Below are 23,787 nucleotides of genomic sequence, written 5' to 3'. Positions count from 1 at the left end.
TCACGCCTCGCTCGTGGGCGTCGTCGCGGCAGGCGCCGGGGAGCCGGGCTCGGCGGCCGGGGACCCGGCCCGCGCGGGCCGGTCGATGACGCGGGTCATGACCAGCGACGTGCGCGTCTTGTCCACCCGGGCGCTGGCGCGGATGGCCTCCACGGTGCGCTCCACGTCGGCCATGCCGCCCGCCATGATCTGCACCATCGCGTCGGCCTCGCCCGTGACGGTGTCGACGCGCACGATCTCCGGGATCGTGGCGAGGTCACGGCGCAGCGTGGCGGGGGAGACGTTGCCGCGGCAGAACAGCTCGACGTACGCCTCGACGCCCCAGCCGAGCTCCTCGGGCGCCACCCGCACCGTGAACCCGGTGATCTCGCCGCGCGCCAGCATGACGTCCACGCGCCGCTTCACGGCGGGCGCCGAGAGGCCCACCTCGGCGCCGATGTCGGCGTAGGTCGCGCGCCCGTCGCGCAGCAGGTGCCCGACGATGCGTCGGTTCAGGGCGTCCATGCCGGCTCCATGCCCCGAATTCTTCAACCTGCGCGCAGGATTCGCCAGGTCGGGGCCCGGGACGCGCAACGGATCGCCCGCCCGGCGCAACGTCCGCGGCCCTAGCGTCCCGGCTATGACGGCCCTCACACCGACGACGACGTCGGCGCCCCAGACTGCGCGGACCCCGGAGCGCACGGCCACGCCGCGCCAGTTCCTCATGTGCCCGCCCACCTACTTCGACGTGGTCTACGAGATCAACCCCTGGATGGACCTCAGCGTGCCCGTCGACACCGGCCGCGCCCTCGCCCAGTGGGAGCACCTGCGGGCCACCTACGAGGCCTACGGGCACCGGGTGGACGTGATCGAGGCCGTGCCCGGCCTCCCCGACATGGTGTACGCCGCCAACGGTGGCGTCATGGTGGGCGGCCGCGCGCTGGCGGCGCGGTTCACCTACCCGGAGCGGCGGCCCGAGGGCGTGGCGTACGAGAAGTGGTTCGCGGGCGCGGGCGACGGCGTCACCAGCCTCGGGCAGGCGGCCGAGCAGAACGAGGGCGAGGGCGACCTCCTGCTCGCCGGCGACGTCATGCTGGCCGGCACCGGCTTCCGTACCTCCCGGACGGCGCACGCCGAGGTGGCCGCGCTGCTCGGCGTCGAGGTCGTGACCCTGGAGCTCGTCGACCCTCGCTACTACCACCTCGACACCGCGCTGGCCGTGCTCGACGCCGGCGCCGCCCCCGCCACGATCGCCTACCTCCCGGAGGCGTTCACCCCCGCGTCGCGGGCGGTGCTCGCGGAGCGCTACCCGGACGCGATCCTCGCGACGCCCGAGGACGCCGCGGTGCTCGGCCTCAACGCCGTGTCCGACGGCCGCCACGTGTTCCTCACCGACCGCGCCACCGGGATGCACGCCCGGCTGCGCGAGCGCGGCTTCGAGCCCGTGGGCGTCGACTTGTCCGAGCTGCTCAAGGGCGGCGGCTCCGTGAAGTGCTGCACGCTCGAGCTCCGGCCCGCGCCGGCCACCCCCGCCCCGACCACCACGACGAACCAGGAGGCCCGCGCATGACCACCGTCCCGTTCCTCGACGTCGCGTCCACGGCGCGCTGGGTGGCCCACCGCGGCCCCGAGGCCGTCATCGGGCGCCTCGTCGACGCGCTCGCCGTCGACTTCGCCCGCTGGCCCGAGCTCGACAAGCGCCCCCGCGTCGCGTCCCACTCGCGCGACGGCGTCATCGAGCTGATGCCGGCCGCCGACGACGACACCTACGGCTTCAAGTTCGTCAACGGCCACCCCCGCAACCCTGCCCGCGGCTTCCAGACCGTCACCGCGTTCGGCGTCCTCGCCGACGTGCACAACGGCTACCCCACCTTCCTCGCCGAGATGACGCTGCTGACGGCCCTGCGGACGGCGGCGACGTCGGCGCTCGCGGCGCGCTACCTGGCCCGTGCCGGCTCGCGGACCCTCGCCCTGATCGGCGCCGGCTCGCAGTCGGAGTTCCAGGCGCTGGGCATGCGGGCCGCGCTCGGCGTCACGCACCTGCGCGTCTGGGACACCGACCCGGGCGCGCAGGCCAAGCTCGCCCGGCACGCGCGCGCCCTGGGCTTCGTCGTGCACGAGGCGTCCGACGGGTCCGACGCCGTGACCGGCGCCGACGTGATCACCACCTGCACCGCGGACAAGACGAACGCGACCGTGCTGACGCAGGAGATGGTCGGCCTCGCGCGGCCCGGCGTGCACGTCAACGCGATCGGCGGCGACTGCCCCGGCAAGACGGAGCTGGACCCCGCGATCCTGCGGCACGCCGACGTGTACGTCGAGTACGAGCCGCAGACGCGGGTCGAGGGCGAGATCCAGCAGACGCCGGACCTCGCCGTCACCGAGCTGTGGGAGGTCGTGGCCGGCCGCCGGGACGGCCGCCGGGGCGCCCCCGCCACGGCGGGGCCGGGCGGGGCGTTCACCCGGCACGCGGGCGACCGCAGCGCCCCCGACGACCGGACCGTCACCGTCTTCGACTCCGTCGGCTTCGCCGTCGAGGACTGGGCCGCCCTGCGGTTCGTGCGCGACGACGTCCCCGCCGGCCTGCTGCAGCACCTGGACCTGGTGGCCGAGCCCGAGGACCCGAAGGACCTGTACTCCCTGGTCCTCGCCGCGCAGGAGGACGACCGCGCCGACGAGCTGCACGCGCTGGACCGCCTCATGGGGCTGGCCGGTCGCGGCCACGTGGAGGCGCTCGCGCACGCCCACGGCTGACCCGCCCGCACCCAGCACGTCCCCGACCACGCACGGGGCCGCCCCCGTCCCTCCGGGGGCGGCCCCGTGCGTCCGTCACGGACGGATTTGCCTTCCGCCTGCGGTTCGCTGCCATCATGACCCGCGAGCGCGTCCTCCGGGGCGTGCCGGCAGCTCAGACACCAAGGACGGGGGCGCCTCGTGAGCGCGAGCCACGGTGACGACGCGCCCGTGCACCACGGGGTCGCCGACGACGCGATCCGCCGGATCCGTCTCGTCGACGCGGCGTCCGGCCGTGGGGGCGGGCCCGGCGCCGCGGGGTCCGCGGACCCCGACGTGCTGCGCGTGGCCCTGACGACCCTGGCGCCCGACGACCTGCGCCTGCTGCGCGACCGGTACCTGCGTCGCCACGCGGCCGCCGTCCTCGCCGGAGCGCACGGGATCCCGCAGCGGGCCGTGCCCCGCCGCCTCGCGCAGGCCGAGGAGCGCCTGGGCACGGCGCTCGCCGCCGCCCACGCCGACGGGTGCCCGCCGGGCTGCCGCGACACCCGGCTCGCCCTCGAGGACTACGCGCACCGCCGGCTCGCCCCGGCCCGCGCGACGGCCCTGGAGGACCACCTCGTCGGGTGCACCGGCTGCCTGCGCGCCGTCGTGGACGTGCGCGACCCCGCCTGGGCGCTGCGGGACGCCGGGCCGGTGCTGGTCGCGAGCGGCTGGGGCCCGGTCGCCCCGGCCGTGCCGGCCGAGCCGGCAGGGCCCGGGGTGCAGCGGGCGGGTGCGCGGTCGGCGCACGGCCGCCGGGCCTGGCTCATCGCCGCCGGCACGCTGGCCGCAGGCACCGTCGCGGCCGTCGCGGTCGCCCTCGGCGGGGGCGACGAGCCGGGGCCGGCCCCCGTCCCGCCCGCGACGACCGGCGTGGCCAGGACGGAGCTCCCGACGTCCCCCGGAGGGCCCTCCGGGCCCGGGGCGACGGAGCCGGGGCCGTCGTCCGGTGCGACCCAGGAGGTCTCGACCGACGACCCCTCGGCCCTGCCGACCCCGACGGACGACGCCGCCGAGCCCGACCCCGCGGAGACGTCCGCCGACCCGACCGACGACGCCACGACGAAGGCGCCGGAGCCGACGACGTCCACGCCCACGTCGCCGGCGTCCACGCCGCGGCCCACGCGCACGACCCCGAGCACGGCCACGCCGACGCCGGACCGCACCACGGAGCCGACCACGGAGCCGTCGCCCGACCCGACCGCGACCGAGCCGACCACGGAGCCGACGACGGAGCCCACGACGCCCGAGCCGACGCCCACCGACGACCCGACGTCCACCACCGACCCGCCGGCGTAGGCCGCCGCCGGGCACCGCCATCGGCCAGGGGATTTGCCATCGCCCCGCACGACGCTGCGATCATGTCCCCCGGCGACGGGCTCGGACCGCGCCGGGAACGCACACGGAACGGCAGGGACGGGGGCGTCGCGTGACCACGACGCACGACGGCGACGCGCCCGCGCGCCAGGGCGCCGTCGAGGACGTCATCCTGCGGATGCGCGCCGCCGCGGCGGCCGCCGGCCGCGCCGACGGGCCGGGTGCGGCCGGGAGCGTCGACCCGTCCGTGCTGCGCACCGTGCTCGCCACCCTGCCCGTCGACGACCAGCGGCTGCTGTGGGACCGGCACGTGCTGGGGCACGAGGCCGCCGCGATCGCCGCCGAGCTGGGCATGCACGCCCGTGCGGTGCTGCACCGGCTGCGCCGGGCGGAGGAACGGCTGGCCGCGGCGTTCGCGGCCGCGCACGCCCGCGCCTGCCCGCCCGGCTGCCTCGACACGCGCCAGTCGCTGCACTCCTACGTGCGCCACCGCCTCTCGCCGGTGCGGCGCACCGTGCTGGAGGCGCACCTGTTCGGCTGCCAGGGCTGCATGCGGGCCTTCATCGACGTCCGCGAGGCCGGCTGGGCCGTGCGCGACGCGGGCCCGCTGCTCCTGGCGGGCACGGCCGCGAGCGTGGCCGCGGGCGGTGCGGCGCCGGTGGTCGTGGGCGCGCTCGGCGCCGGTACGACGGGCGCCGGGGTGCTCGCGTGGTCCGGCCCGGTGGGCGCTGCCCTCGCCGCGACGGCCGGGTGGGCCCGGGCGCTCGTCCTCGACCTCGCGCACCTCGGCAAGGGCGGCCTGATCGCCGCCGGCACCGTCGCGGGGGTGGTCGTGGCGACCGTCGTCGCCGTGGCGCTGGGTGGCGGTGGCGGCGGCCCCGTGGCGGGTCCGGTCGCGCCGGCTCCCACCGCGTCCGTCGCGGCGCCCGCGCCCGACGAGGGGACGTCGCCCGCGGCCCCGGCCGAGCCGGGGCCCGACGCCACGACCGTGCCGGAGGACCCGCCGCCGGCCGACGGGACCGCGCACCCGGGAGGCGCCGGACCGACCGGGACGCCCACCGGCCCGGCCCCGGCGACGCCGACCGCGCCGACCGCGCCGAGCACCCCGACCACCCCGACCACATCGACGCCGACGACGCCCAGCACGACGCCCACCGCGCCGTCGACCACCTCGCCGACGGTGCCGCCCACCTCCACGCCGACGGCCGACCCGACGCCGCCGCGCCCGTCGCCGTCGCCCACGCCGAGGCCGACGGCGAAGCCGACGCCGACCCCCACGCCGAAGCCGACCCCCACCCCCACGCCGAAGCCCACCCCGACGCCCGACCCGGACCCGGTGCGGTCCACCGTCGCGGCGGACCTGCCGGGGCTGCGAGGCGTCTTCCGGGTGACGCCGGGCCAGGACGACGTGGACGTCGTCTCCGTCTCCACGTCGAAGGGCTGGCTCCGGGCGCGCGAGTGCCGCGACGGCAGCTGGTACGTCTCGTCGCGGCACTACAAGGCCGCCACGGTGGACGTGACGGTGGACGCCCCGGCCGACGTCGCGCCCTCGGTCTCCCTGGTGCGCACCGGAATCTGGCCGGGCTGGCTGCAGACCTGCTGACCCCGCCCGGCGGGGTCAGGCGGGCGTGGCCGCCCGCTCGAGCAGGACGAGCACCTCGTAGTGCCCGGTCTGCGGGAACATGTCGAGCAACCGCGCGCGCCGCGGTCGCAGGGACGGCATGCGGGCCAGGTCCTCGGCGAGGGTCACGGCGTTGCAGCTGGAGTAGAGCACGTGCGTGGCGGCGGACTCCTCCAGCCATCGCGACAGGTCGGCGCCGATGCCGCGCCGCGGCGGGTTGACCACGACCAGCTCGGGGGCGGGCGCCCCGCCGTCGCGGGCGAACGCGGTGGCGTCCCCGGCGGCGAACGACACGTCGCGGACGGCGTCGGCCCACCACGCGGCGTCCCGGGCTCCGACGACGGCGTCCGCGGGCAGGTGGGCGAGCTCGTCGCGCGTGGTGGCGGCGCTGGCGATCGCCTCCGCGGAGATCTCGATGCCGGTGACGGCCCGGCCGGGCGCCGCGCAGTGCAGCGCGAACCCGCCGACGCCGCAGTACAGGTCCCAGAGCGAGGCGGGCGCGACCTCGTCGACCCAGGCGCGGGCCTGCGCGTAGAGCGCGGTGGCGACGGCGGTGTTGGTCTGGAAGAAGCTCTGCGGGCGCAGGTGCAGCGTGATCCCGTCGAGCCGCATCGGCAGCGCCTGCCGCTCGGTGAGCACGATCTCCTGCTCGCCCTCGAGGACGGCCGCGTGCGCCGGCTGCACGTTGACGCTCACCACGGCGACCTGGGGCAGCTCGGCGAGCAGCCACGGCAGGTGTTTGCGCAGGCGCGACACCGGCTCCTGGCTGCGCAGCACGAACCGCACCATGAGCTCGCCGTCGGCGGACAGCGTGACGAGCACGTGCTTGAGCTCGCCGCGCCACGCCGACTCGCGCGGGCTCTCGCGGCGGCGGGCGCCGCGGGAGGGCGACGTCGCGTCGTAGGGCTGCAGCCGCGCCCGCGTGACCAGCCCGGCGAGCGCGGGGAACGCGGCCTGCAGCGCCGGCGGGTACAGCCCGCAGTCCGTGAGGTCGACGCCCTGCCCGGCGAACGGCCCGGCAGCAGAGCCGAGGATGCCGAGCACCGGCTCCTCCACCGTGCCGCTGACCACCATCTTGGCCTTGTTGCGGAACCCGGACTCGGGGCCGGTCACGGCGGGCAGCCACACCACGCCGTCGTCGGCGAGCAGGGCCCGCACGTGGGCCTCCTTCTCCGCGACCTGCGTGGGGTACGGCGTCGCGAGGAGGGTGCACGAGTGGCAGCGGCCGGCGTCGAAGTGGGGGCACTGCACGGGACCATTGTCCCCCCACCGCGCCGCCGGCCGCCGAGAGCCGCCGTCGTCAGCCGACGAACAGGCAGAACGGGTGGCCCGCCGGGTCGGCGTACACCCGCAGCGGCTCCTCCGGGTCGTCGGACCGGTCCCTCAGCAGCCGCGCCCCGAGCTCGAGGGCGCGCGCGTGCTGGCGGTCCAGCGCGGCGACGTCGGGCACGGTCGCGTCGAGGTGCAGCTGCTGCGGCACGGAGCCCTCCGGCCACGTGGCGGGCGGCAGCACGGGCACCGGCTGGAAGGCGAGCTGCACGCCGCCCGGGTTGCGCAGCACCAGCCAGTCCTCGCCCTGCGGGTCCGGCTCGCCTGGCGCCGGCGGTTCGTCGCCAGGCCGGTAGCCGAGCCCGAACAGCGCCCGGTAGAACTCCGCCAGCCCGCGCGCGTCGGTGGCGTCGAGCACCACCTGGCTGATCGTGGGGACGGCGTGGTCTTCGGTGGTGCCGGTCATCGGTCCTCCTCGGGGAACTGCTCGGCGATGCCCTGCAGCATCGCCGTGTAGGTGGGGTAGTCGACCTCGTCGGGGATGTTGGTGTTGCCGCCGCGCATGCCGACCGCCCCGTCGATCCCCTCGCGCAGGATGTCGGCGTGGCCGGCGTGCCGGGCGAGGTCGACGGTGACGTGCAGCAGGATCGTGCGGAGGTCGGTGGCGCCGCGGTCGCCCCACCAGGCCACCCTGCCGGGCGCGTCGAGCGGCAGGCTCTCGATGGTCTCGTCGGCGAACGCCCACACCCGCCGGTAGAGGTCCACCACCTGCTCCAGGCTTTCGTCGGCCGTGGCGTAGAAGTCGGCCTGCGGGTCGTCGGGCAGCGAGTCGTCGGTCCACGGCGCCATCCACGGCACCTCCTGCGGCGTGGGCCAGGAGCGCCCGAACGTCTCGCCGAAGTAGCCGAGCTCGACGCTCGCCGCGTGCTTGACCAGGCCGAGCAGGTTGGTGCCGGTGGGCGTGCGCGGCAGCCGCGCCTCGCGCTCGGTCAGGCCCTCGACCTTCCAGACCAGGGCCTCCCGGGTGGAGCGGAGATAGCGGTGCAGCACGGACTTGGCATCGGCCGGGGGCGTCGTCGTCATGGGCCCAGCCTGCCCACGGGCTCCGACATCGCGCGCGGGGGGCCCGTCCGCGGACGAGGGTAGGCAAGCCTTACCTATGCTGTTATGGTGACGCCAGGTCGTGACAACCCGTCACGACGACGCTGCCGGATGCCCGGCCAGAAGGACCGGAGGTCCGTCCATGACCGTGCTCGCGGAGGTTGCCCCGCTCTCGACCCGGCTGCGCGAGGGCACGCGCGCCGAGCACACGGCGGCGGAGTCGGAGGGCTTCGTCGAGCTCCTCCTCGCGGGCCGCCTCGACGTCGCCGCCTACGCCGACCTCGCCGCGCAGCAGCACGCGGTCTACACGGCGCTGGAGCGCGCGAGCGAGCGGATGCGGGCCGACGCGCGGGGCCGTGAGCTCGTCTTCGACGAGCTCACTCGCGTGCCCGCCATCGAGCGCGACCTCGAGCACCTGTACGGCCCCGGCTGGCGCGACGCCGTCCGCGTCCTGCCCGCGACGCTCCGGTACGCGGCGCGCCTCGACGCCGTCGGCGGCGACGTCGCCTGCTACGCCGCGCACGCCTACACGCGCTACCTCGGCGACCTCTCCGGCGGCCAGGTCATCCAGCGGATGATGCAGCGGCACTACGGCATGACCGCGGCGGGGCTCGAGTTCTACGACTTCCCCGAGATCCCCAAGGCGAAGCCGTTCAAGGACCTGTACCGGGAGCGCCTCGACGGACTCCGGCTCGACGACACCGAGGTGGACCTCGCCGTGTCGGAGGCGCAGGAAGCCTTTCGTCTCAACCGCGCCGTGTTCGTCGAGCTGGGCGCCGCCCGCCGCTGACCTGGCCCGTCGTCGGCGGCGCCCCTGGCCCGGGTGACGCGGATCACCCGGGCCGACCTCTGCGCGGAGGATGACAAATAAGGCGAGGCTGGCCTAAGTTAGGCCCGCCTAGCCTTACTGCTGGACGGCCCTGACGCCCGACGCACGACCCCGGTGCGGCGCGGCCGCACCCCGACCGGCGACCGCCGGACACTCCCCAGGAAGAGGACGCCCGATGCCCTCGAGCCCGCCGGCCCGCGCCGCCCGCCGCGCCGTCGTCGCCCCGCTCGCCCTGCTGGTCGCCCTCGCGCTGACCGGGTGCACCGCCGTCGCGCACGGGGGAGCCGCGGCGCCGGGCGCCGCCGCCGTCGACACGACCCCGCTGGGCGAGCTCGACGTGCTGGACGACCCGAGGGCCTGGACCGGCGAGACCACCGCGCGCGCCGCGGCGACGCCGGTCGACCCCGTCGCGGAGGACCCGCAGCCGCAGCTGCCCGTTACCGTCACCGACGCGCAGGGCACCGAGGTGACCGTCACCGACACGAGCCGGATCCTCGCCCTCGACCTCTACGGCTCGCTCTCGCGCACCGTCTTCGAGCTCGGCCTGGGCGACCGCGTCGTGGGGCGCGACACCTCGTCGACCTTCCCCGAGATCGCCGACCTGCCGCTCGTCACGGCGAACGGCCACGAGCTCACGGGCGAGGCGGTCCTCGAGCTCGCGCCCACCGTGATCCTCACGGACACCACCTTGGGGCCGTGGGACGTGCTCATGCAGATGCGCGACGCCGGCATCCCCGTCGTCGTGCTCGACCCGCACCGCAGCGTGGAGACCTCGGGCGACCTCGTCCGGTCCGTGGCCGACGCGCTGGGCGTCCCCGCGCAGGGCGACGCGCTCGCCGACCGCACCCAGGCCGCCATCGACGACGTCACCGCGCAGATCGCGCGCCTGGCGCCCGCGGAGGACGGCGACCGGCTGCGCGTCGCCTTCCTCTACGTGCGCGGGCAGGCGGGCGTCTACTACCTGTTCGGCGAGGGGTCGGGCGCCGACTCGCTCGTGGAGTCGCTCGGGGCGGTCGACGTCGCCACCGAGATCGGGTGGCAGGGCATGCGGCCCGTGAACGACGAGGGCATCGTCGCCGCGCAGCCCGACGTGCTGCTCATGATGTCGAAGGGGCTCGAGTCCGCCGGCGGCGTCGACGGCCTGCTGGAGCGGCTGCCGGCCCTCGCGCAGACGCCCGCCGGCGAGCACCGCCGCGTCGTCGCGATGGACGACTCGCAGGTCCTCGCCTTCGGCCCGGACACCGCCGCCGTGCTCGACGCGCTCGCCCGCGCGCTCTACGCGCCCGGGAGCGTCGGGTGACGGCCCCCGCCGTCGCGCGCCCCACGGAGCCGGCTCCCGGCCCTCGGCCGCTGCCCCCGTCCGTCCCGGCCCGCGCGGCCGTGCTGTTCGGCGGCCTCACCGTGGCGCTCCTGGTCCTCGCCGTCGTCGCCGCGGGCTCCGGGCACCTGCACATCCCGCCCGCCGAGGTGCTCGGCGGCCTCGCGCGCGGCCTGGGCCTCGACCTCGGGCCCGAGCCGACGCACCCGAACGGGTACGCCGCCCTGTGGACCATCCGGTTCCCGCGCGTGGTCATGGCCGTCCTCGTGGGCGCCGCGCTCGCCGCGGCCGGCGCCCTCATGCAGGGCGTGTTCGGCAACCCGCTCGCCGAGCCCGGCGTCGTGGGCGTCTCCTCCGGGGCGGCCGTGGCCGCGTCGGCGACCATCGTGCTCGGCGCCACCGTCGCGGGGCCGTGGACCACCGCGGGCGCCGCGTTCCTCGGGGGGCTCGTCGCCACGTTCGCGGTCTACGCCCTCGCGCGCTCCGGCGGGCGGACGGAAGTGGTGACCCTCGTCCTCACGGGCGTCGCGATCAACGCCGTGTGCGGCGCGGCGCTGGCGCTGCTCACCTTCCTCGGCGACACCCAGGAGCGCGAGCAGATCGTGTTCTGGCAGCTCGGGTCGCTCAACGGCACCCGGTGGGTCTACGTCGCGATCGTCGCGCCGCTGGTGCTGGTCGGGCTCGTCGCCGCGTGCGCGATGGCGCGCCGGCTCGACCTGCTCGCCCTCGGCGAGCGCTCCGCCCGGCACCTCGGCGTGGACGTCGAGCGGCTGCGTGTCGTGGCGATCGTCGTGGTCGCGCTGCTCACCGCCGCCGCCGTGGCGTTCTGCGGGGTCATCGCGTTCGTCGGGCTCGTGGTGCCGCACCTGGTGCGCATGGCCGTCGGGCCCGGGCACCGCGTCCTGCTGCCCGCCAGCGCCCTCGGCGGCGCCGTCCTGCTCCTGGCCGCCGACCTCGTGGCGCGCACCGCCGTGCCCTACGCGGACCTCCCGATCGGCATGCTCACCGCGCTGGTCGGCGGGCCGTTCTTCCTCTGGCTCGTGCGGCGCACCCGCCGGCAGGCGGGGGGCTGGGCATGAGCGGCCCGCTGCTCGAGGTCCGCGCCGCCACCGTGCGCGTCGACGGCCGCGCCGACGGCGCCGTCCTGCTCGACGGGGTCGACCTCGACGTCCGGGCCGGCGAGGTGCTCGTCGTCGTCGGGCCCAACGGGGCCGGCAAGTCCACGCTGCTGGCGGTGCTCGCCGGCGACCGGCGGCCCGACGAGGGCGGCGTGACGCTCGACGGCGCGCCCGTGGCCGCCGTCCGGCCCGCCGAGCTCGCGCGGCACCGCGGCGTGCTGCTGCAGGAGAACCTGGTCAGCTTCCCGTTCCGCGTCGTCGACGTCGTGCGCATGGGGCGCGCGCCCTGGCGCGGCACCGCCGCGGAGGACCGCGACGAGGAGGTCGTGGCCGCGGTGCTGGAGGAGGCCGACGTCGCCCACCTGGCCGCCCGCCGCTACCCCACGCTGTCCGGCGGGGAGAAGTCCCGCGCGTCGTACGCCCGGGTGCTGGCGCAGGAGCCGCGCCTGCTGCTGCTCGACGAGCCCACCGCCGCCCTCGACGTGCGGCACCAGGAGCGGGTGCTCGCCCGCGCCCGGGAGCACGCCCGCGGCGGCGGCGCCGTCGTGGTCGTCCTGCACGACCTGGCGCTGGCCGCGGCCTGGGCCGACCGCGTCCTCGTGCTCGCGGGCGGCCGCGTCGCCGCGCTCGGTGCCCCGGCCGACGTGCTCACCGCCGCCCTGCTCACCGACGTCTACGACCATCCCGTGGACGTGCTGCCCCACCCCGTCACCGGCGCGCTGCTGGTGCTGCCCCGGCACGGCGCCGGGGCCCCGCCCGCGCAGGAGCCGCCCGCGCAGGACCCGACCGCCCGAATCCCGTCGCTCGCCGAGGACCCCGCATGAACCCGACCCGTCCCGCCGCCCGCCCGACCGGGGGCCCGCTCGCCACGCTGCTCGTGCTGCTGCTGGCCGCGGCGCTCGCCGGGGGCGCGCTCGTCGCGACGGCCCCGGCCGCGCAGGCCGCGGCGCGCGTGGTCGTCTCGGGCCTCGGGGGCGCCGCGCGCGCCGCCGCCGACCAGCCGACCACGCTGACCCTGCGCGGCAGCGGGTTCCAGTCGGTGAAGAACGCGTTCGGCGGCGTCTACGTGCTGTTCGGCTGGGTGTCCGACCCGTCCGGCGGGTCGTGGCGGCCCAGCGCCGGCGGGGCCACCGGCGAGACGCTGCGCTACGTGCCCGACTCGGAGGCCGCCGACAACGCGGGCTACCAGCGGTTCGTGGCGTTCCCCGGGTCGAGCACCGCCGCCGAGGCGAACGGCGGCACGATCACGGCCGACGGCTCGTGGTCGGCGAAGCTCGTCGTGCCCGGGGCGCGCTTCCGGACCGTCGACCGCTCCGGCAAGACCGTGGAGGTGGACTGCACGCAGGTGCGCTGCGGCGTCATCACCATCGGCGCGCACGGCGTCGCCAACGCCGCCAACGAGTCGTTCACGCCCGTGACCTTCGACGGCGCGGGTGCCGCGGCCTCGGGGCAGGCGTCGGGCGCGACGGCGGGCACGGCGGCGGGCACGGCGGCGGACGAGGACGGGGACGGCTCCTCCGGCGGGTCCGGCTCCGGCTCGGCATCCGGGTCAGGATCCGGGTCCGGCACGACGGCCGGCGGGGCGGAGCGCGGCACCGACGGCGCGGCGCAGGACACGGCCGGCGGGGGCAGGGCCGAGCTCCCGGGCAAGGCCACCGTGGGTGTCGACAAGGCGACCGCCGTCGCCGGCCGGGTGCTGAGCTTCGCGGGCCAGGGGTTCGAGCCCGGGGAGCAGGTGGTCGCGACGCTCGACGGCGGCGTGCTCGCCGTCGGGCCCCTCGGTGCGGGCAACCACGGCGAGGTCGCGGGCCTGCTCGAGCTGCCGTCGGACCTGCGGCTCGGCACCCACGTGCTCAAGCTGACGGGCGCGTCGTCCGGGCGCACGCCGGAGGTCGAGGTGACCGTGCTGCGCGACCCCGCCGAGGCCGAGGCCTCGGACGCCCTGGTCGCGGCCGCCGGCGCCGCCGGCGGCGCGGGCCCCGCCGGACCCGGCGGGCTCGCCTACAGCCCCGCGGAGCTCGCCGTGGGCGTGGCGTTCCTGCTGCTGGTGGCGCTCGTGGCGGCGTCCGCCGTCACCGGCGCGCGTCGCCGCCGGGCCGCGCGGGCGGAGGCCGGCGCGGCCCCGGCCGAGAGCGTCGAGGGTGCCGAGACGAGCCCCACCGCCGCGACCGCGGGGGAGGGCGCGTGAGGGCGCGGCGCGTGCGGGCGGGCGTCCTCGTCGCCGCGGCCACGGCGGCCGCGGCGCTGCTGGCGGCCCCGGCCCTCGCGGGCCCGGCCGCCGCCGCGGACGACCCGGACGACGTCGTCCCGCTGACCGTCACGGTGCCCGGCCGCACCGGGGACGGCGACGGCGGCGGGACCGCCACCCTCACGGACGCCGAGCTGCGCTGGGCGGTGAACACGGAGGCGGGCTCCGGCAACTACGTGGGCTGCAACTTCCTCATGGCCGGCACCCCGGGCACCGACGGGGACACGGGCGGCAGCCGCATCTGGGGCGACGCCGACGCCGCGCTCTACCACGGCCGGGCCGGCGCGGTCCGGGTGCTGCGCACGGTCGGCACCGGCGCGGAGGCACGGCAGCAGCAGTCCACGTTCGCGACGCGGTGCACCACTCCGACGGGCGAGAAGGCGGCGCTGTCCACCACCACGGGCGCCGAGGTGGTCGTCACGGGCGGGCGCGGCACGCGGAAGGCGGACGGCTCCGTCGCGATCCGCTGGACCGGCTCGTTCAGCGTCGTCTTCTACGGCGGCATGACGTACTGGTGGGCCAGCGACCCCGTGCTCACGCTCGACGCCGACGGCGACGGCACCCTCACGGCGACCGCCGGCGGCTACGCGGCCGACCGCGACGACGTCACGAGGTGGCGGCGCCTGCCCGCGACGAAGGTCACCCTCGCGACGTTCGCGGGGAAGCGGCTCGCCGGCAAGGGCGGCTTCCTGCAGCCCGCCTATTGCGGGGTGCGGGTCGACGCGGACGACAGCGCCGCGCAGGTGCGGCAGGACCCGGCGGGCTCGTGCTGGGGCGCGTTCCCGCAGAGCCTCGTCGACTTCCAGCAGCGCACCGGGCAGGCCTCGTACTGGTACTCCTCCGGGCACCGCGACGCGGCGAAGCCGCCCGCCGTCGTCGGCGTGAGCTTCGACGCCGCGCAGAGCATCGGCAGCACGCCGCCCACCCAGGGCGTCGGTTCCGGCGGCGGACCCGTCGACCCCGGTGGCACGGGCGGCGCCGGGGCCGGCGCCGGGACCCCGTCGGGCACCGGCGACGGGACGGTCGGCGCGGGCGCCGGGGCGACGGGCGGGACCGGCGGACCGGCCGGTGCCTTCCCCGGCGGCGCGCTCGGCGGCCCGGCCGGTGCGGGCGGCACGCCGCCCGCGACGCCGCTCGCGGCCACCGCGTTCCCGGCGGTCCAGGCCGCCACCCTCGGTGGTGACGGTGCCCCGCTGGTGCCCGGCCTCGCGGCCGGCGGCGGCCCCGGCACCGACCGGCTGGCCCTCGCCACGACGGGCCTGCTCCTCACCGCCTCGGGAGCCGTCGTCGGCTTCCGCCGGCGCTGGCTCGTGCTGCCCTTCCGGCCGTAGCCGCGCCCCCACAGACCCCCACCCCTCGTCATCCCTCCGACACTGAACGGACCACTGACATGTCGATCACCCACAGCCCGGCCCGGTACGGCCGGCTGGTCTCGGGAGCCGGGGCGCTCGCACTCGGCCTCGGGGCGGCGCTCGTCGCCGCGCCGTCCGCGCACGCCGCCGACCCCCGCGACGTCGTCGCGGACAGCGGCAGCGTCTCGTGGGGCTTCCGCGAGAGCTTCCGCCGCTACGTCGGGCTCCAGACGGCGGCGCTGCCGCCCGTCGGCGCGGTGCCCGTCGGCGAGCGCATCACCCTCGTCGCCCCCGCCGAGCTCGACACCGACGGCACCCCCGCCGCGACCGTCGACACGACGCCGCCGAACGAGACCCTGCCCTACCTGCTGCCCGTCTCCGGCGGCAGCGTCACGGACGCCGACGACCTCAGCGTCACGTCGTCCGGCGGCGCCGTCTTCCACTTCCCGTCGCACGCGTTCACCGTGACGGTCGAGAACGTCGGGATCGAGGTGACGGGCGGCGTCGGGAAGGTCGTGGGCGACCTGTCCGTCGTGATCCCCGAGAACGACCTCGGGTACGAGGCCGGCACCTACGGCGGCGACGACGTCGTGCTGGGCGACGTCGCGACCACCACGGTCGACGTCTCGGGCGGCCAGGTGTCCGTGACCGCCGACGGCGTCACCCTCACCCAGGCCGGCGCGTCCGCCGTGCAGGACTTCCTGCAGGAGGGGGCCGAGCTCGACGACCTCACCGTCACCGCCGACCTCGAGGCCCCGGCCCAGGTCTGGAACCCGGCCGTGACCCTCTCGAAGAGCTCCGGCTTCGACCCCTCGACCACGAGCACGCTCAGGGTCGAGGGCTCGGGCTTCGACCCGGCCGCCAACACGGCCACCCGACCGCCGATCACCACCGGCCAGCCCACCGGCGTCTACGTGGTCTTCGGCAAGTTCGGGCAGGACTGGCGTCCGTCGGACGGCGCCGCGTCGACGGCCCGCACGGTCGTCAGCCAGAGGTGGGCGCTGCCCGAGCCGTCGTACTCGCAGCTCAAGGCGTCCAACCCGGGCGTGGCCGACCAGCTCGTGCTGCTGAAGGACGACGGCACGTTCACGGCCGACCTCCAGGTGAAGACCGACGACGCCGACGGCGTCTACGGCGTGTACACCTACGCGGCGGGCGGCGCGGCCGCCAACGCGGCGCAGGAGCTGGCCGTGCCCGTGGCCTTCACCCCGGCCGGCGGCGGCGGAGGGGACGTGGACGTCGAGGTCACCGTGCCCGAGGGCGACGACGGCGGCGAGCCCGGCGGCCCGGGCGAGCCGGGCGAGCTCACCTGGACCATCGCGTCCGGCGGCGCGATCAGCCTCGGCACCGCGACCCAGGGCGACGCCGCGTTCACCGCGTCCGGCGACCTGCGCCAGGTCACCGTCACCGACACCCGGACCGGCAGCCCGGCGTGGAGCCTCACCGGCACGGTGACGGACTTCTTCGCCGGCAGCCGGTCGTTCAGCGGCTCCGCGCTGGGCTGGACCCCGGCCGTCGGCACGAACACCGGCGGGGCCGTGGCCGGCGCCGCGGTCGCCCCGGGCTCCGGCTCGGGCCTCAAGGGCGGCGCGACGCTCGTCTCCGCGCCCGAGGGCCACGCCGCCGGGTCGGTCTCCGTGGACGCCGGGCTCGACCTGGCCATCCCGCTGTCGACGCCCGCGGGCGACTACACCGGCGTGCTGACCCTCACCGCGGTGGGCTGACCCTCCCGTGAGCACGCACCACCGTCCGTCGTCGCGGCGCGCACCCCACCTGCGCGCCGCGGCGGCGGCCGTCCTCGCCGCCCTCGCCCTCGTCCTGCCCGCCGCCACGACGGCGCACGCCGCCGCGTCCGACGACCTCACCTGGTCCCTCGCCCCGAAGGACGGGAAGCACGGCGACGGGCGCGCGAACTTCGCCTACGCCGTCGAGCCCGGTCAGCGGGTGCGCGACGTCCTCGTCGTCACCAACCGCTCGGCCGCGCCGCTCGAGCTGGCCGTCTACGGGACCGACGCGCTGACCACCGCGAGCGGCCACCTCGACCTGCTGCCCGCCGGCCAGGAGCCGGCCGACCTCGGCGCGTGGCTCACCCTCGACGCGGGCTCCGACGACGGCACCGTCGCGATCGACCCCGGGGCGTCGGTCGAGGTGCCGTTCACGCTGCGCGTGCCGGACGACGCGACCCCCGGCGACCACGCCGGCGGCGTCGTCACGTCGCTGCGGCAGCGGGTGGGCGACGGCGCGCTGAGCGTCGACCGGCGCCTCGCGCTGCGCGTGCACGCCCGCGTGGACGGCGCCCTCGCCCCGGGCCTCGCCGTCTCGGACGTCGCCGTCGTCGTGCACCCCGCCCTCAACCCCGTGGGCGCGACGAGCGCGACCGTCACGTACACCCTCACCAACACCGGCAACGCGCGCGTGGTGCCCACGGAGACCGTGCGGCTCACCGGGCCCGGCGCGAGCGCGCGCGCCGGCGGCCTGCCCCAGGAGGAGCTGCTGCCCGGCGCGGTCGTGCGGCGCACCGTCGAGGTCGAGGGCGTGCGCCCGACGTTCCGCGTCGCCGCCGACGTCCGCGCGGACGGCCTCGTCGTCGGCGTCGGCGGCGGGGGAGCGACCACCGCGACCGCCGACGCGACCGCCTGGGCCGTGCCGTGGTCCCTGCTCGCCCTCGTCGTCCTGGTCGCGGCCGCCGCCGTCGCCTGGCCGCTCCGGCGCTCCCGCCGGGGTCGTCGGAGGCCCGCCGAGGGAGTCCGGGACCCCGCGACGTAGCCCGGGCCCTCGCCCCCCGGGGGCGCTCGGCGAGCGGCCCCGGGCGGTTCAGCGGACGCGGGCGGCGAGCACGGCGACGTCGTCGCGCTGGGTGCCGTGCACCATCCGGTCGACGACGGCCTGCGGCAGCTCGGTCGTCGGGTGGTGGTGCAGCTCCTCCAGCACGCCGACCAGGCGCTGCACGCGGGCCGCGTAGCTGACGGTGCGCGACTCGACGAGCCCGTCGGTGTACAGGAGCAGCGTGTCGCCGGGGCGCAGCTCGGCCGCGTGGTCGCGGCGCGACGCGGAGGGGTCCACGCCGAGCATGAGGTCGGGCCGGCCGGCCAGCTCCTCCACGTGCCCGTCGGCGCGGACGACGACCGGCCGCGGATGCCCGGCGCTGGACCACCACAGGCGGCAGGCGTCGTCGCCGGTGCCGGGCTCCCCGGGGCCCGTGCGGTCGAGGCGGGCCACCGTCGCCGTGCCCGTCGCCGTGAGGCCGAGGCCGCGGTTGGCGCGGTCGAGCTCGCGCAGCAGCCGCGCCGGCGGCGCGTCCTGGCACCACGCCAGGGTGCGCAGCATGCCGCGCAGCTGGCCCATGCGGGCGGCGGCCTGCATGTCGTGGCCGGTCACGTCGCCGATCATCAGCACCGCGGAGCGCGGGTCGAGCTCGACGGCGTCGTACCAGTCCCCGCCCACCTTGTCGGTGCGGGTCGCCGACGCGTACGTGGAGGAGAGCTCGAGGTACGGCACGTGGGGCAGGTCGGTGAGCATCGCCGCCTGCAGGGTCGTGGCCACGCGGTGCCGGTCCTCGAGCACGCGGATCCGCACCAGCGCCTGCGCCACGCACGACGCGAGGGTGGCGGCCGTGCGGCGGCTCTCGTCGTCGTGGTCGTGGGGGCCGCGCCACTCGAGCACGACGACGCCCAGCAGCCGGTCGTCCACCACCATCGGCAGCAGCGCCAGCCCGCCCAGCGACGGGTCGATCCAGGGCGCGAAGGTCGGCAGGTCGCGCAGCGCGGACGAGCCGTCGCGGTAGAACGCCGGCCGGCGGGCCCGGGCGACGGCCGCGACCCCCGGGTCGGAGTACTTCCACAGCCGTGGCAGGTACGGGTACATGCCCTCGCGCTCGATGAGGGTGAGCCCGGTGTCGTTGCCGTCGGCGACGGTGAGCGCCGCCCAGGTGGTGCCCAGCCCCGGCCCCGACGCGCGCAGGGCGTCCACGATCTCGTCGAGGGTCGTCGCCGAGGCGAACCGGTCGGTGAGGTCCAGCAGCATGCGGGTGCGGCGCGTGGCGTGCACCGCGACCTGCTGGATGCGGTGGGCCCGCTGCCGCTCCAGCCGTAGCCGCAGCTCGGCGGTGCAGGCGGCGGCCAGGTCGGCCAGGGTCGCGAGGTCGGTGTCGCTCCACGCGTGCGGCTCGACGTCCAGCGCGCACACCGTCCCGACGGCCGCGCCGTGCCGGTCGAAGATGGGGAAGCCGGCGTACGAGCCCATGCCGAGCTCGGTCACGGTCTCCCGGCTCGCGAAGCGCGGGTCGGCGCGCAGGTCCTCGACCACCAGGGGGAGCCCGTCGCGGACCGTCTCGCCGCACAGGGGCTGGGTGAGGGTGGTGCGCCGGGTGACCTGGTACGGGTCGGGGAGGCCGAGGGCGCCGGGATAGACCTGGGCGTCCGGCAGCACGAGCGTCACGAGGGCGGTGGGGACGCCGAGCTGGCGCTGCACGAGGCGCGCGAAGCGGTCGAACGACTCGTCCGCGACGGGGCGGGCGAGGCCGGCGGCCACGAGGGCCTCGATCGCGGGTCCGTGGGTCACCGGTGCGCGCCCCCGTCTCGGTTGTGCGCACCGGGACCCGCGACCATGTCCCGGATTCTTCCACGCGGTCTCCCGGATATCCTCGCGAACGATGAACGTCGCCCGCCGTGCCCGCGCCGCGCCCTGGCGGTTCGTCGCCGCGGGCCTCGTCTCGGCGTCGGCGGTGCTGCTGTTCGCGGTGCACGTGCGCCCGCTGGCCTATCTGCCGCTGGTGGCCGGCGTCGCGCTGGGGCTGGTCGTCGACCGGCGGCTCGGCCGCGACCTCGCGCTCATCGCCGTCGCGCTCGGCATCATCTCCACGATCCCCCTCGAGGCGGACCTGTCCGACGCCGGGATGGCGCGCTTCGCCGTCGTGCTCTCCCTGGCCGTGCTGGTGCCCTGGGCGGCGTCGAGGTTCTGGTTCCGCGACGACGACGGCGCGGGCGCGGTGCGCTTCCCCGTCGGGACCGGGCGCCGCTGGTCGCGGGGGCAGTACGCGTACCTGGCCGTGGTGGTGCTCGTCGGCTACCTCGTGCTGCCCTGGTACTTCCTCGGCTCCGGCGCCTACCTCAACTGGCCGCCGCTGGAGGGTGGGCAGGACGTGGCGCGGCTGTTCGTCGGCGTCAACGCGGTGGGCATCTGGGACGAGCTGTTCTTCGTGTGCACCGTGTTCGCCCTGCTGCGCCGCCACTTCGGCCTGTGGACGTCGAACGTGCTGCAGGCGGCGATCTTCGTGTCGTTCCTGTGGGAGCTGGGCTACCGCGAGTGGGGGCCGCTGCTCACCGTGCCGTTCGCCCTCGTGCAGGGCTGGATCTTCAGCCGGTACAAGAGCCTCACCTACGTGGTGGCCGTGCACCTGCTGTTCGACGCCGTCGTCTTCGCCGTCCTCGTGCACGGGCACCACCCCGAGCTGTTCGACGTCTTCGTCACCGCGCCGTGACGCGGCGCGGCCGGCGGGGCGGGGCTACAGCTCGTCGAGCAGCCGGGACATCCGGTCGATCTCCGCGATCTGGTCCGCCGCCACGTTCGAGGAGAACTCCTGGACCGCCTCGTCGCGGCCGGCGGAGCTGACCTCCTCGACCATCGTCAGGGCGCCGGCGTGGTGCTTGATCATGCCCTCCAGGAACAGCCGGTCGAACGCGGCGCCGTCGGCCGCCGCGAGGGCAGCCATCTCGGCGTCGGTGAGCATGCCGGGCATGGAGCCGTGGTCGTGGGTCTGCGGGGCGCGCGGCCCGCTCCCGTCCGCCGTCGACGACGGCGAGGCGACCGCGGGCACCGGGAGGTCGTGGTCCTCGAGCCAGCGGCCCATGTACCGGATCTCGCCCTCCTGCGACAGCAGGACGCGCTCGGCGAGCCTCGCGACCTGCCCCGACGTCGACCGTTCGGGGACCAGCCGCGACATCTCCACGGCCTGGGCGTGGTGGTCGATCATCCGGGTCATGAAGTCGACGTCGGCGTCGGTGACCACGTCCGCGTCGCCCATGCCCTCGTACTCCTCGGGCGCGATCGTCCGGGCGGGCTCGCCCGGCTTCCCCGGCGCGAGCACGGCCGACGACGGCGTCGAGGTCGCCTCGGGCTCGTCGGCGGTGCACCCGGCGACGGCGAGCCCGACGGCGAGCGCGACCGCGCCGGTCAGGACGGCGCGGCGGCAGCGGGGGCGGTGGGGCAGGGGGCCTGTGGTCACCTGACGATCCTCTCCTGGGGATTGTTGCCTTCGCGTAAAAAGATGCCCGCCCACCTGGTTGGGAGCATGCTTCCAGGCAACACTCAGTGTGACCTACCAAGGAGGTGTGGCGCCTGTGCGTCGTCCAAACCTGAGATCACGGATGAGAAGTTCACGGGCGAGGGGCGCCGCCGGCGTCGCCCTCTCGCTGGCACTGACTGCCGGTGCGCTGGGGCTCGTGGCCCCGGCCTCCGCGTCCGACGCCCTCGAGCCCGACGTCCCCCCGGGAGAGGTGGCGTCGTCGAAGATCACGCACCTGAGCAACAGCCCGAAGAACGGCGCCCTGCAGGGCACCGGCTCGGACATCGCGTTCCAGGGCAAGTACGCCTTCGCGGGGAACTACGACGGTTTCACCGTCTACGACCTGTCCGACCCCGAGGAGCCGGTCCAGGCGCTCCAGGTGTACTGCCCCGGCTCGCAGAACGACGTCTCCGTCTACGGCGACATCCTGGTGCTCTCCACCGACTCGTCGCGCAGCGACGACTCGTGCGCCTCGACGACCCGCCCCGCGACGGAGAAGGACGCCTGGGAGGGCATCAAGGTCTGGGACATCTCCGACCCGCTGGCACCCGAGTACGTGCAGTCGGTCGAGACGGCGTGCGGCTCCCACACCCACTCGCTGGCGCCGACCAAGAACGGCAAGGACCTGTTCGTCTACGTCTCGTCGTACAGCCCGAGCTCGTCCTACCCCGACTGCCAGCCGCCGCACGACATCATCTCGGTCGTGAAGATCCCGGTGAAGAACCCGGCCGCGGCGAAGCTCGTCGGGACGCCGAACCTCTTCCCCGAGGGCGGCTACGAGGGTGACCCGTCGCGCCGGGCCTCGGCGACCTCCGGCTGCCACGACATCACGACCTACGTGAAGTACGACCTCGCCGCCGGTGCGTGCATGGGCGACGGGATCCTCATGGACATCAAGGACCGCGCCCACCCGAAGGTGATCAGCACGGTCCGTGACACCGAGAACTTCGCGTTCTGGCACTCGGCCACCTTCAACAACGACGCGACCAAGGTGGTCTTCACCGACGAGCTCGGCGGCGGCGGCCTCGCGACCTGCACCGGCGAGTACGCGCCGGAGCTGGGTGCCAACGGCATCTACGACATCGAGAAGGTGAAGAAGAAGGGCGGGAAGAAGGCCACGGAGCTCGTGCTCAAGAGCTACTACAAGATCCCGCGCATCAACGACGCCAGCGAGAACTGCGTGGCGCACAACGGCTCGCTCATCCCCGTCAAGGGCAAGGACCTCATGGTCCAGTCCTGGTACCAGGGCGGCGTCTCGGTGATGGACTTCACCGACTCGTCGAACCCGACCGAGGTCGCCTGGTTCGACCGCGGCGCGGGCGTCTCCAGCGGTGGCACCTGGTCCACCTACTGGTACAACGGCTACGCCTACTCGAACGACCTGGGGATCGGGTTCGACACGTTCGCGATCGACGACGCGATCGACGGGAAGGCCAAGACCCACCTCAAGTCCCTCAACCCGCAGATGCAGGAGAAGTTCTGACCTCCTGAGCACGATCCTGCGCCGGCCGGCACGAGCGGCCGGGGACGACGACGGCGGCCGGTCCACCTCGGGTGGGCCGGCCGCCGTCGTGCCCGCGGCGTCAGCGGTGGCGGCGCAGCGCGCCCTCGACGAGCGGCACGGCGACGGCGACGAGGGTGAGGGCGGCGCCCACGTACGTCGCGGTCCCGGGCGGCGTCGCGCCCGGCGACACGGCGTCGAGGACGAGGGCGCCCACCACCTGGCCGGCGATCATGCCGAGCCCCAGCAGCAGCACGCCGATGCGCTGCACCACCGCGGCCTGCAGCGCGATGAAGACGATGCCCAGTAGGCCGCCGGAGTACAGCAGCAGGTCGAGGGGCAGGTCGGTGGGCCAGGCGCCGTCCGGGTGCCCGACGGCGGCCCGCGAGACGGCGTAGACGACCAGCAGCGCCGCCGTCCCCACGACGAAGCTCCCGAGGGTCGCGGCCATGACGCCGCCGTCGCGCTCGGCGGCCGTCGTGGGTCGGACGGCCGCGCGGACCCGCCCGTTGAGGGCCTGCTGGAACGACTGCAGCACGCCCGCCAGCAGCGGGAGCACCGCCAGCCCGAGCGCCGCCGTCGACGCCGCGGACCCCGAGACGACCACCACGGCCACCACGGTGAGCACCGGTCCCAGCGCCCGACCCACGGTGATCAGCCGTACGCCGCCGGGGGCCAGGCCGGCCCGGTCGATGACGAGCGAGCTGATGGACTGGCCGGCCACCAGGGCGATGGTGAACACGGCGACGCCCAGCGTCCCCACGGTGAGGCCCTGCGACGAGACGAAGAACGCGCCGCCGAGGCCGCCGAGGCACTCCCACCAGCGCAGCCCGCCGTCGCGCAGCCGGTGCGTGAGCCGCGCGACGGCGGCGCGGCCCGGGCGGGAGAGCGCGAGCGCGAGCAGCAGCACGACGAGGCCCGAGCCGAAGGACAGGAGGGCGACGACGTAGGCGTCCCCGGTGCGCTCCGCGAGGGTGCCGTTGACGCGGCTCTGCAGGGCGGCGGCGAACCCCGCGACGATCGCGAGCGCCACGCCCGCGGCGCGCTGCCGCCCGGTCACGATGGTTGCCACGGTC

21 protein-coding genes are annotated in these 23,787 nt (G+C 76.3%); 14 read left to right on the top strand and 7 right to left on the bottom strand.

Going from position 1 to position 23,787, the window contains the following annotated elements:
* The gene (locus tag ACFU9A_RS00880) at window positions 1-504 is read right to left on the bottom strand and encodes an Lrp/AsnC family transcriptional regulator (protein WP_430573370.1); all 504 of its coding nucleotides are present in this window, start codon (window positions 502-504) and stop codon (window positions 1-3) included.
* Between the two features lie 115 nt (window positions 505-619).
* Between ACFU9A_RS00880 and ddaH the strand changes: the two genes are divergently transcribed.
* From ddaH to ACFU9A_RS00860, 4 genes are all read left to right on the top strand, one after another.
* Window positions 620-1,549, top strand: coding sequence for a dimethylargininase (ddaH, locus tag ACFU9A_RS00875; protein WP_430573369.1), 930 nt, complete (start codon window positions 620-622; stop codon window positions 1,547-1,549).
* Window positions 1,546-2,733, top strand: a complete 1,188-nt coding sequence (locus tag ACFU9A_RS00870; protein ID WP_430573368.1) for an ornithine cyclodeaminase — start codon at window positions 1,546-1,548, stop codon at window positions 2,731-2,733. Before ddaH ends, ACFU9A_RS00870 begins: the two co-directional genes overlap by 4 nt.
* A 180-nt stretch (window positions 2,734-2,913) precedes the next feature.
* Window positions 2,914-4,053 (top strand): hypothetical protein, encoded by a 1,140-nt coding sequence (locus tag ACFU9A_RS00865; RefSeq protein ID WP_430573367.1) that lies wholly within the window; start codon window positions 2,914-2,916, stop codon window positions 4,051-4,053.
* A 130-nt stretch (window positions 4,054-4,183) separates the two neighbouring features.
* Complete coding sequence (locus ACFU9A_RS00860) at window positions 4,184-5,674, top strand: zf-HC2 domain-containing protein (protein ID WP_430573366.1); 1,491 nt, start codon at window positions 4,184-4,186, stop codon at window positions 5,672-5,674.
* Between the two features lie 15 nt (window positions 5,675-5,689).
* Here ACFU9A_RS00860 and rlmC read toward each other — a convergent pair whose 3' ends face one another.
* From rlmC to ACFU9A_RS00845, 3 genes are read right to left on the bottom strand one after another with little or no spacing between them, the layout of a single operon-like run.
* On the bottom strand, window positions 5,690-6,943 hold the full coding sequence (gene rlmC / locus ACFU9A_RS00855; RefSeq protein WP_430573365.1) for a 23S rRNA (uracil(747)-C(5))-methyltransferase RlmC: 1,254 nt from the start codon (window positions 6,941-6,943) through the stop codon (window positions 5,690-5,692).
* Window positions 6,944-6,992: 49 nt separating this feature from the next.
* Entirely contained in the window at window positions 6,993-7,427 is a 435-nt protein-coding gene (locus ACFU9A_RS00850; RefSeq protein WP_430573364.1) for a VOC family protein, read from the bottom strand.
* Window positions 7,424-8,044: a DinB family protein gene (locus ACFU9A_RS00845; protein ID WP_430573363.1), complete on the bottom strand. Its 621-nt coding sequence runs from the start codon at window positions 8,042-8,044 to the stop codon at window positions 7,424-7,426. Before ACFU9A_RS00845 ends, ACFU9A_RS00850 begins: the two co-directional genes overlap by 4 nt.
* Before the next feature lie 160 nt (window positions 8,045-8,204).
* Here ACFU9A_RS00845 and ACFU9A_RS00840 point away from each other — a divergent pair, with 160 nt between their 5' ends.
* The 8 genes from ACFU9A_RS00840 (at window position 8,205) to ACFU9A_RS00805 (ending at window position 17,693) form a co-directional block, all read left to right on the top strand.
* On the top strand, window positions 8,205-8,852 hold the full coding sequence (locus ACFU9A_RS00840) for a heme oxygenase (biliverdin-producing) (RefSeq protein WP_430573362.1): 648 nt from the start codon (window positions 8,205-8,207) through the stop codon (window positions 8,850-8,852).
* Window positions 8,853-9,066: 214 nt separating this feature from the next.
* Entirely contained in the window at window positions 9,067-10,191 is a 1,125-nt protein-coding gene (locus ACFU9A_RS00835; RefSeq protein ID WP_430573361.1) for a hemin ABC transporter substrate-binding protein, read from the top strand.
* Window positions 10,192-10,241: 50 nt separating this feature from the next.
* On the top strand, window positions 10,242-11,288 hold the full coding sequence (locus ACFU9A_RS00830) for a FecCD family ABC transporter permease (protein ID WP_430575319.1): 1,047 nt from the start codon (window positions 10,242-10,244) through the stop codon (window positions 11,286-11,288).
* A complete protein-coding gene (locus tag ACFU9A_RS00825; RefSeq protein WP_430573360.1) occupies window positions 11,285-12,151 on the top strand; it encodes a heme ABC transporter ATP-binding protein in 867 nt (288 codons plus the stop codon). The genes ACFU9A_RS00830 and ACFU9A_RS00825 overlap by 4 nt, the downstream gene beginning before the upstream one ends.
* Window positions 12,148-13,515, top strand: coding sequence for a hypothetical protein (locus ACFU9A_RS00820; protein WP_430573359.1), 1,368 nt, complete (start codon window positions 12,148-12,150; stop codon window positions 13,513-13,515). Before ACFU9A_RS00825 ends, ACFU9A_RS00820 begins: the two co-directional genes overlap by 4 nt.
* Entirely contained in the window at window positions 13,512-14,906 is a 1,395-nt protein-coding gene (locus ACFU9A_RS00815) for a hypothetical protein (RefSeq protein ID WP_430573358.1), read from the top strand. The genes ACFU9A_RS00820 and ACFU9A_RS00815 overlap by 4 nt, the downstream gene beginning before the upstream one ends.
* A gap of 59 nt (window positions 14,907-14,965) precedes the next feature.
* Window positions 14,966-16,651: an HtaA domain-containing protein gene (locus ACFU9A_RS00810; protein ID WP_430573357.1), complete on the top strand. Its 1,686-nt coding sequence runs from the start codon at window positions 14,966-14,968 to the stop codon at window positions 16,649-16,651.
* Between the two features lie 7 nt (window positions 16,652-16,658).
* Window positions 16,659-17,693, top strand: coding sequence for a WxL protein peptidoglycan domain-containing protein (locus ACFU9A_RS00805; protein ID WP_430573356.1), 1,035 nt, complete (start codon window positions 16,659-16,661; stop codon window positions 17,691-17,693).
* 48 nt (window positions 17,694-17,741) lie between these two features.
* Here ACFU9A_RS00805 and ACFU9A_RS00800 read toward each other — a convergent pair whose 3' ends face one another.
* Window positions 17,742-19,487, bottom strand: a complete 1,746-nt coding sequence (locus ACFU9A_RS00800) for a SpoIIE family protein phosphatase (protein WP_430573355.1) — start codon at window positions 19,485-19,487, stop codon at window positions 17,742-17,744.
* 91 nt (window positions 19,488-19,578) lie between these two features.
* Between ACFU9A_RS00800 and ACFU9A_RS00795 the strand changes: the two genes are divergently transcribed.
* Complete coding sequence (locus tag ACFU9A_RS00795) at window positions 19,579-20,406, top strand: type II CAAX prenyl endopeptidase Rce1 family protein (RefSeq protein WP_430573354.1); 828 nt, start codon at window positions 19,579-19,581, stop codon at window positions 20,404-20,406.
* A 24-nt stretch (window positions 20,407-20,430) separates the two neighbouring features.
* Here the strand turns inward: ACFU9A_RS00795 and ACFU9A_RS00790 are convergent, their stop codons facing one another.
* Window positions 20,431-21,150 (bottom strand): DUF305 domain-containing protein, encoded by a 720-nt coding sequence (locus tag ACFU9A_RS00790; RefSeq protein WP_430573353.1) that lies wholly within the window; start codon window positions 21,148-21,150, stop codon window positions 20,431-20,433.
* 142 nt (window positions 21,151-21,292) lie between these two features.
* On the opposite strand from ACFU9A_RS00790, the gene ACFU9A_RS00785 reads away from it, so the two are divergent.
* Window positions 21,293-22,693 carry an LVIVD repeat-containing protein gene (locus ACFU9A_RS00785; protein ID WP_430573352.1) on the top strand — a complete coding sequence of 467 codons (1,401 nt, stop codon included), beginning with the start codon at window positions 21,293-21,295 and terminating at the stop codon, window positions 22,691-22,693.
* A 100-nt stretch (window positions 22,694-22,793) separates the two neighbouring features.
* Here the strand turns inward: ACFU9A_RS00785 and ACFU9A_RS00780 are convergent, their stop codons facing one another.
* Complete coding sequence (locus ACFU9A_RS00780) at window positions 22,794-23,783, bottom strand: DMT family transporter (protein ID WP_430573351.1); 990 nt, start codon at window positions 23,781-23,783, stop codon at window positions 22,794-22,796.
* Window positions 23,784-23,787 lie beyond the last annotated feature (4 nt).

The sequence above is a fragment of the Isoptericola sp. NPDC057653 genome, from assembly GCF_042799955.1.
Lineage (GTDB): Bacteria > Actinomycetota > Actinomycetes > Actinomycetales > Cellulomonadaceae > Isoptericola.
This window is presented reverse-complemented; position numbering and strand designations above follow the sequence as displayed.

What these genes read in the sequence shown, in the direction of transcription:
- ACFU9A_RS00825 (WP_430573360.1), top strand. Translation starts at nt 11,285, where the DNA reads ATGAGCGGCCCGCTGCTCGAGGTCCGCGCCGCCACCGTGCGCGTCGAC.
- ACFU9A_RS00810 (WP_430573357.1), top strand. Translation starts at nt 14,966, where the DNA reads ATGTCGATCACCCACAGCCCGGCCCGGTACGGCCGGCTGGTCTCGGGA.
- ACFU9A_RS00880 (WP_430573370.1), bottom strand. Translation starts at nt 504, where the DNA reads ATGGACGCCCTGAACCGACGCATCGTCGGGCACCTGCTGCGCGACGGG.
- ACFU9A_RS00820 (WP_430573359.1), top strand. Translation starts at nt 12,148, where the DNA reads ATGAACCCGACCCGTCCCGCCGCCCGCCCGACCGGGGGCCCGCTCGCC.
- ACFU9A_RS00870 (WP_430573368.1), top strand. Translation starts at nt 1,546, where the DNA reads ATGACCACCGTCCCGTTCCTCGACGTCGCGTCCACGGCGCGCTGGGTG.
- ddaH (WP_430573369.1), top strand. Translation starts at nt 620, where the DNA reads ATGACGGCCCTCACACCGACGACGACGTCGGCGCCCCAGACTGCGCGG.
- ACFU9A_RS00835 (WP_430573361.1), top strand. Translation starts at nt 9,067, where the DNA reads ATGCCCTCGAGCCCGCCGGCCCGCGCCGCCCGCCGCGCCGTCGTCGCC.
- ACFU9A_RS00845 (WP_430573363.1), bottom strand. Translation starts at nt 8,044, where the DNA reads ATGACGACGACGCCCCCGGCCGATGCCAAGTCCGTGCTGCACCGCTAT.
- ACFU9A_RS00785 (WP_430573352.1), top strand. Translation starts at nt 21,293, where the DNA reads ATGAGAAGTTCACGGGCGAGGGGCGCCGCCGGCGTCGCCCTCTCGCTG.
- ACFU9A_RS00795 (WP_430573354.1), top strand. Translation starts at nt 19,579, where the DNA reads ATGAACGTCGCCCGCCGTGCCCGCGCCGCGCCCTGGCGGTTCGTCGCC.
- ACFU9A_RS00840 (WP_430573362.1), top strand. Translation starts at nt 8,205, where the DNA reads ATGACCGTGCTCGCGGAGGTTGCCCCGCTCTCGACCCGGCTGCGCGAG.
- ACFU9A_RS00850 (WP_430573364.1), bottom strand. Translation starts at nt 7,427, where the DNA reads ATGACCGGCACCACCGAAGACCACGCCGTCCCCACGATCAGCCAGGTG.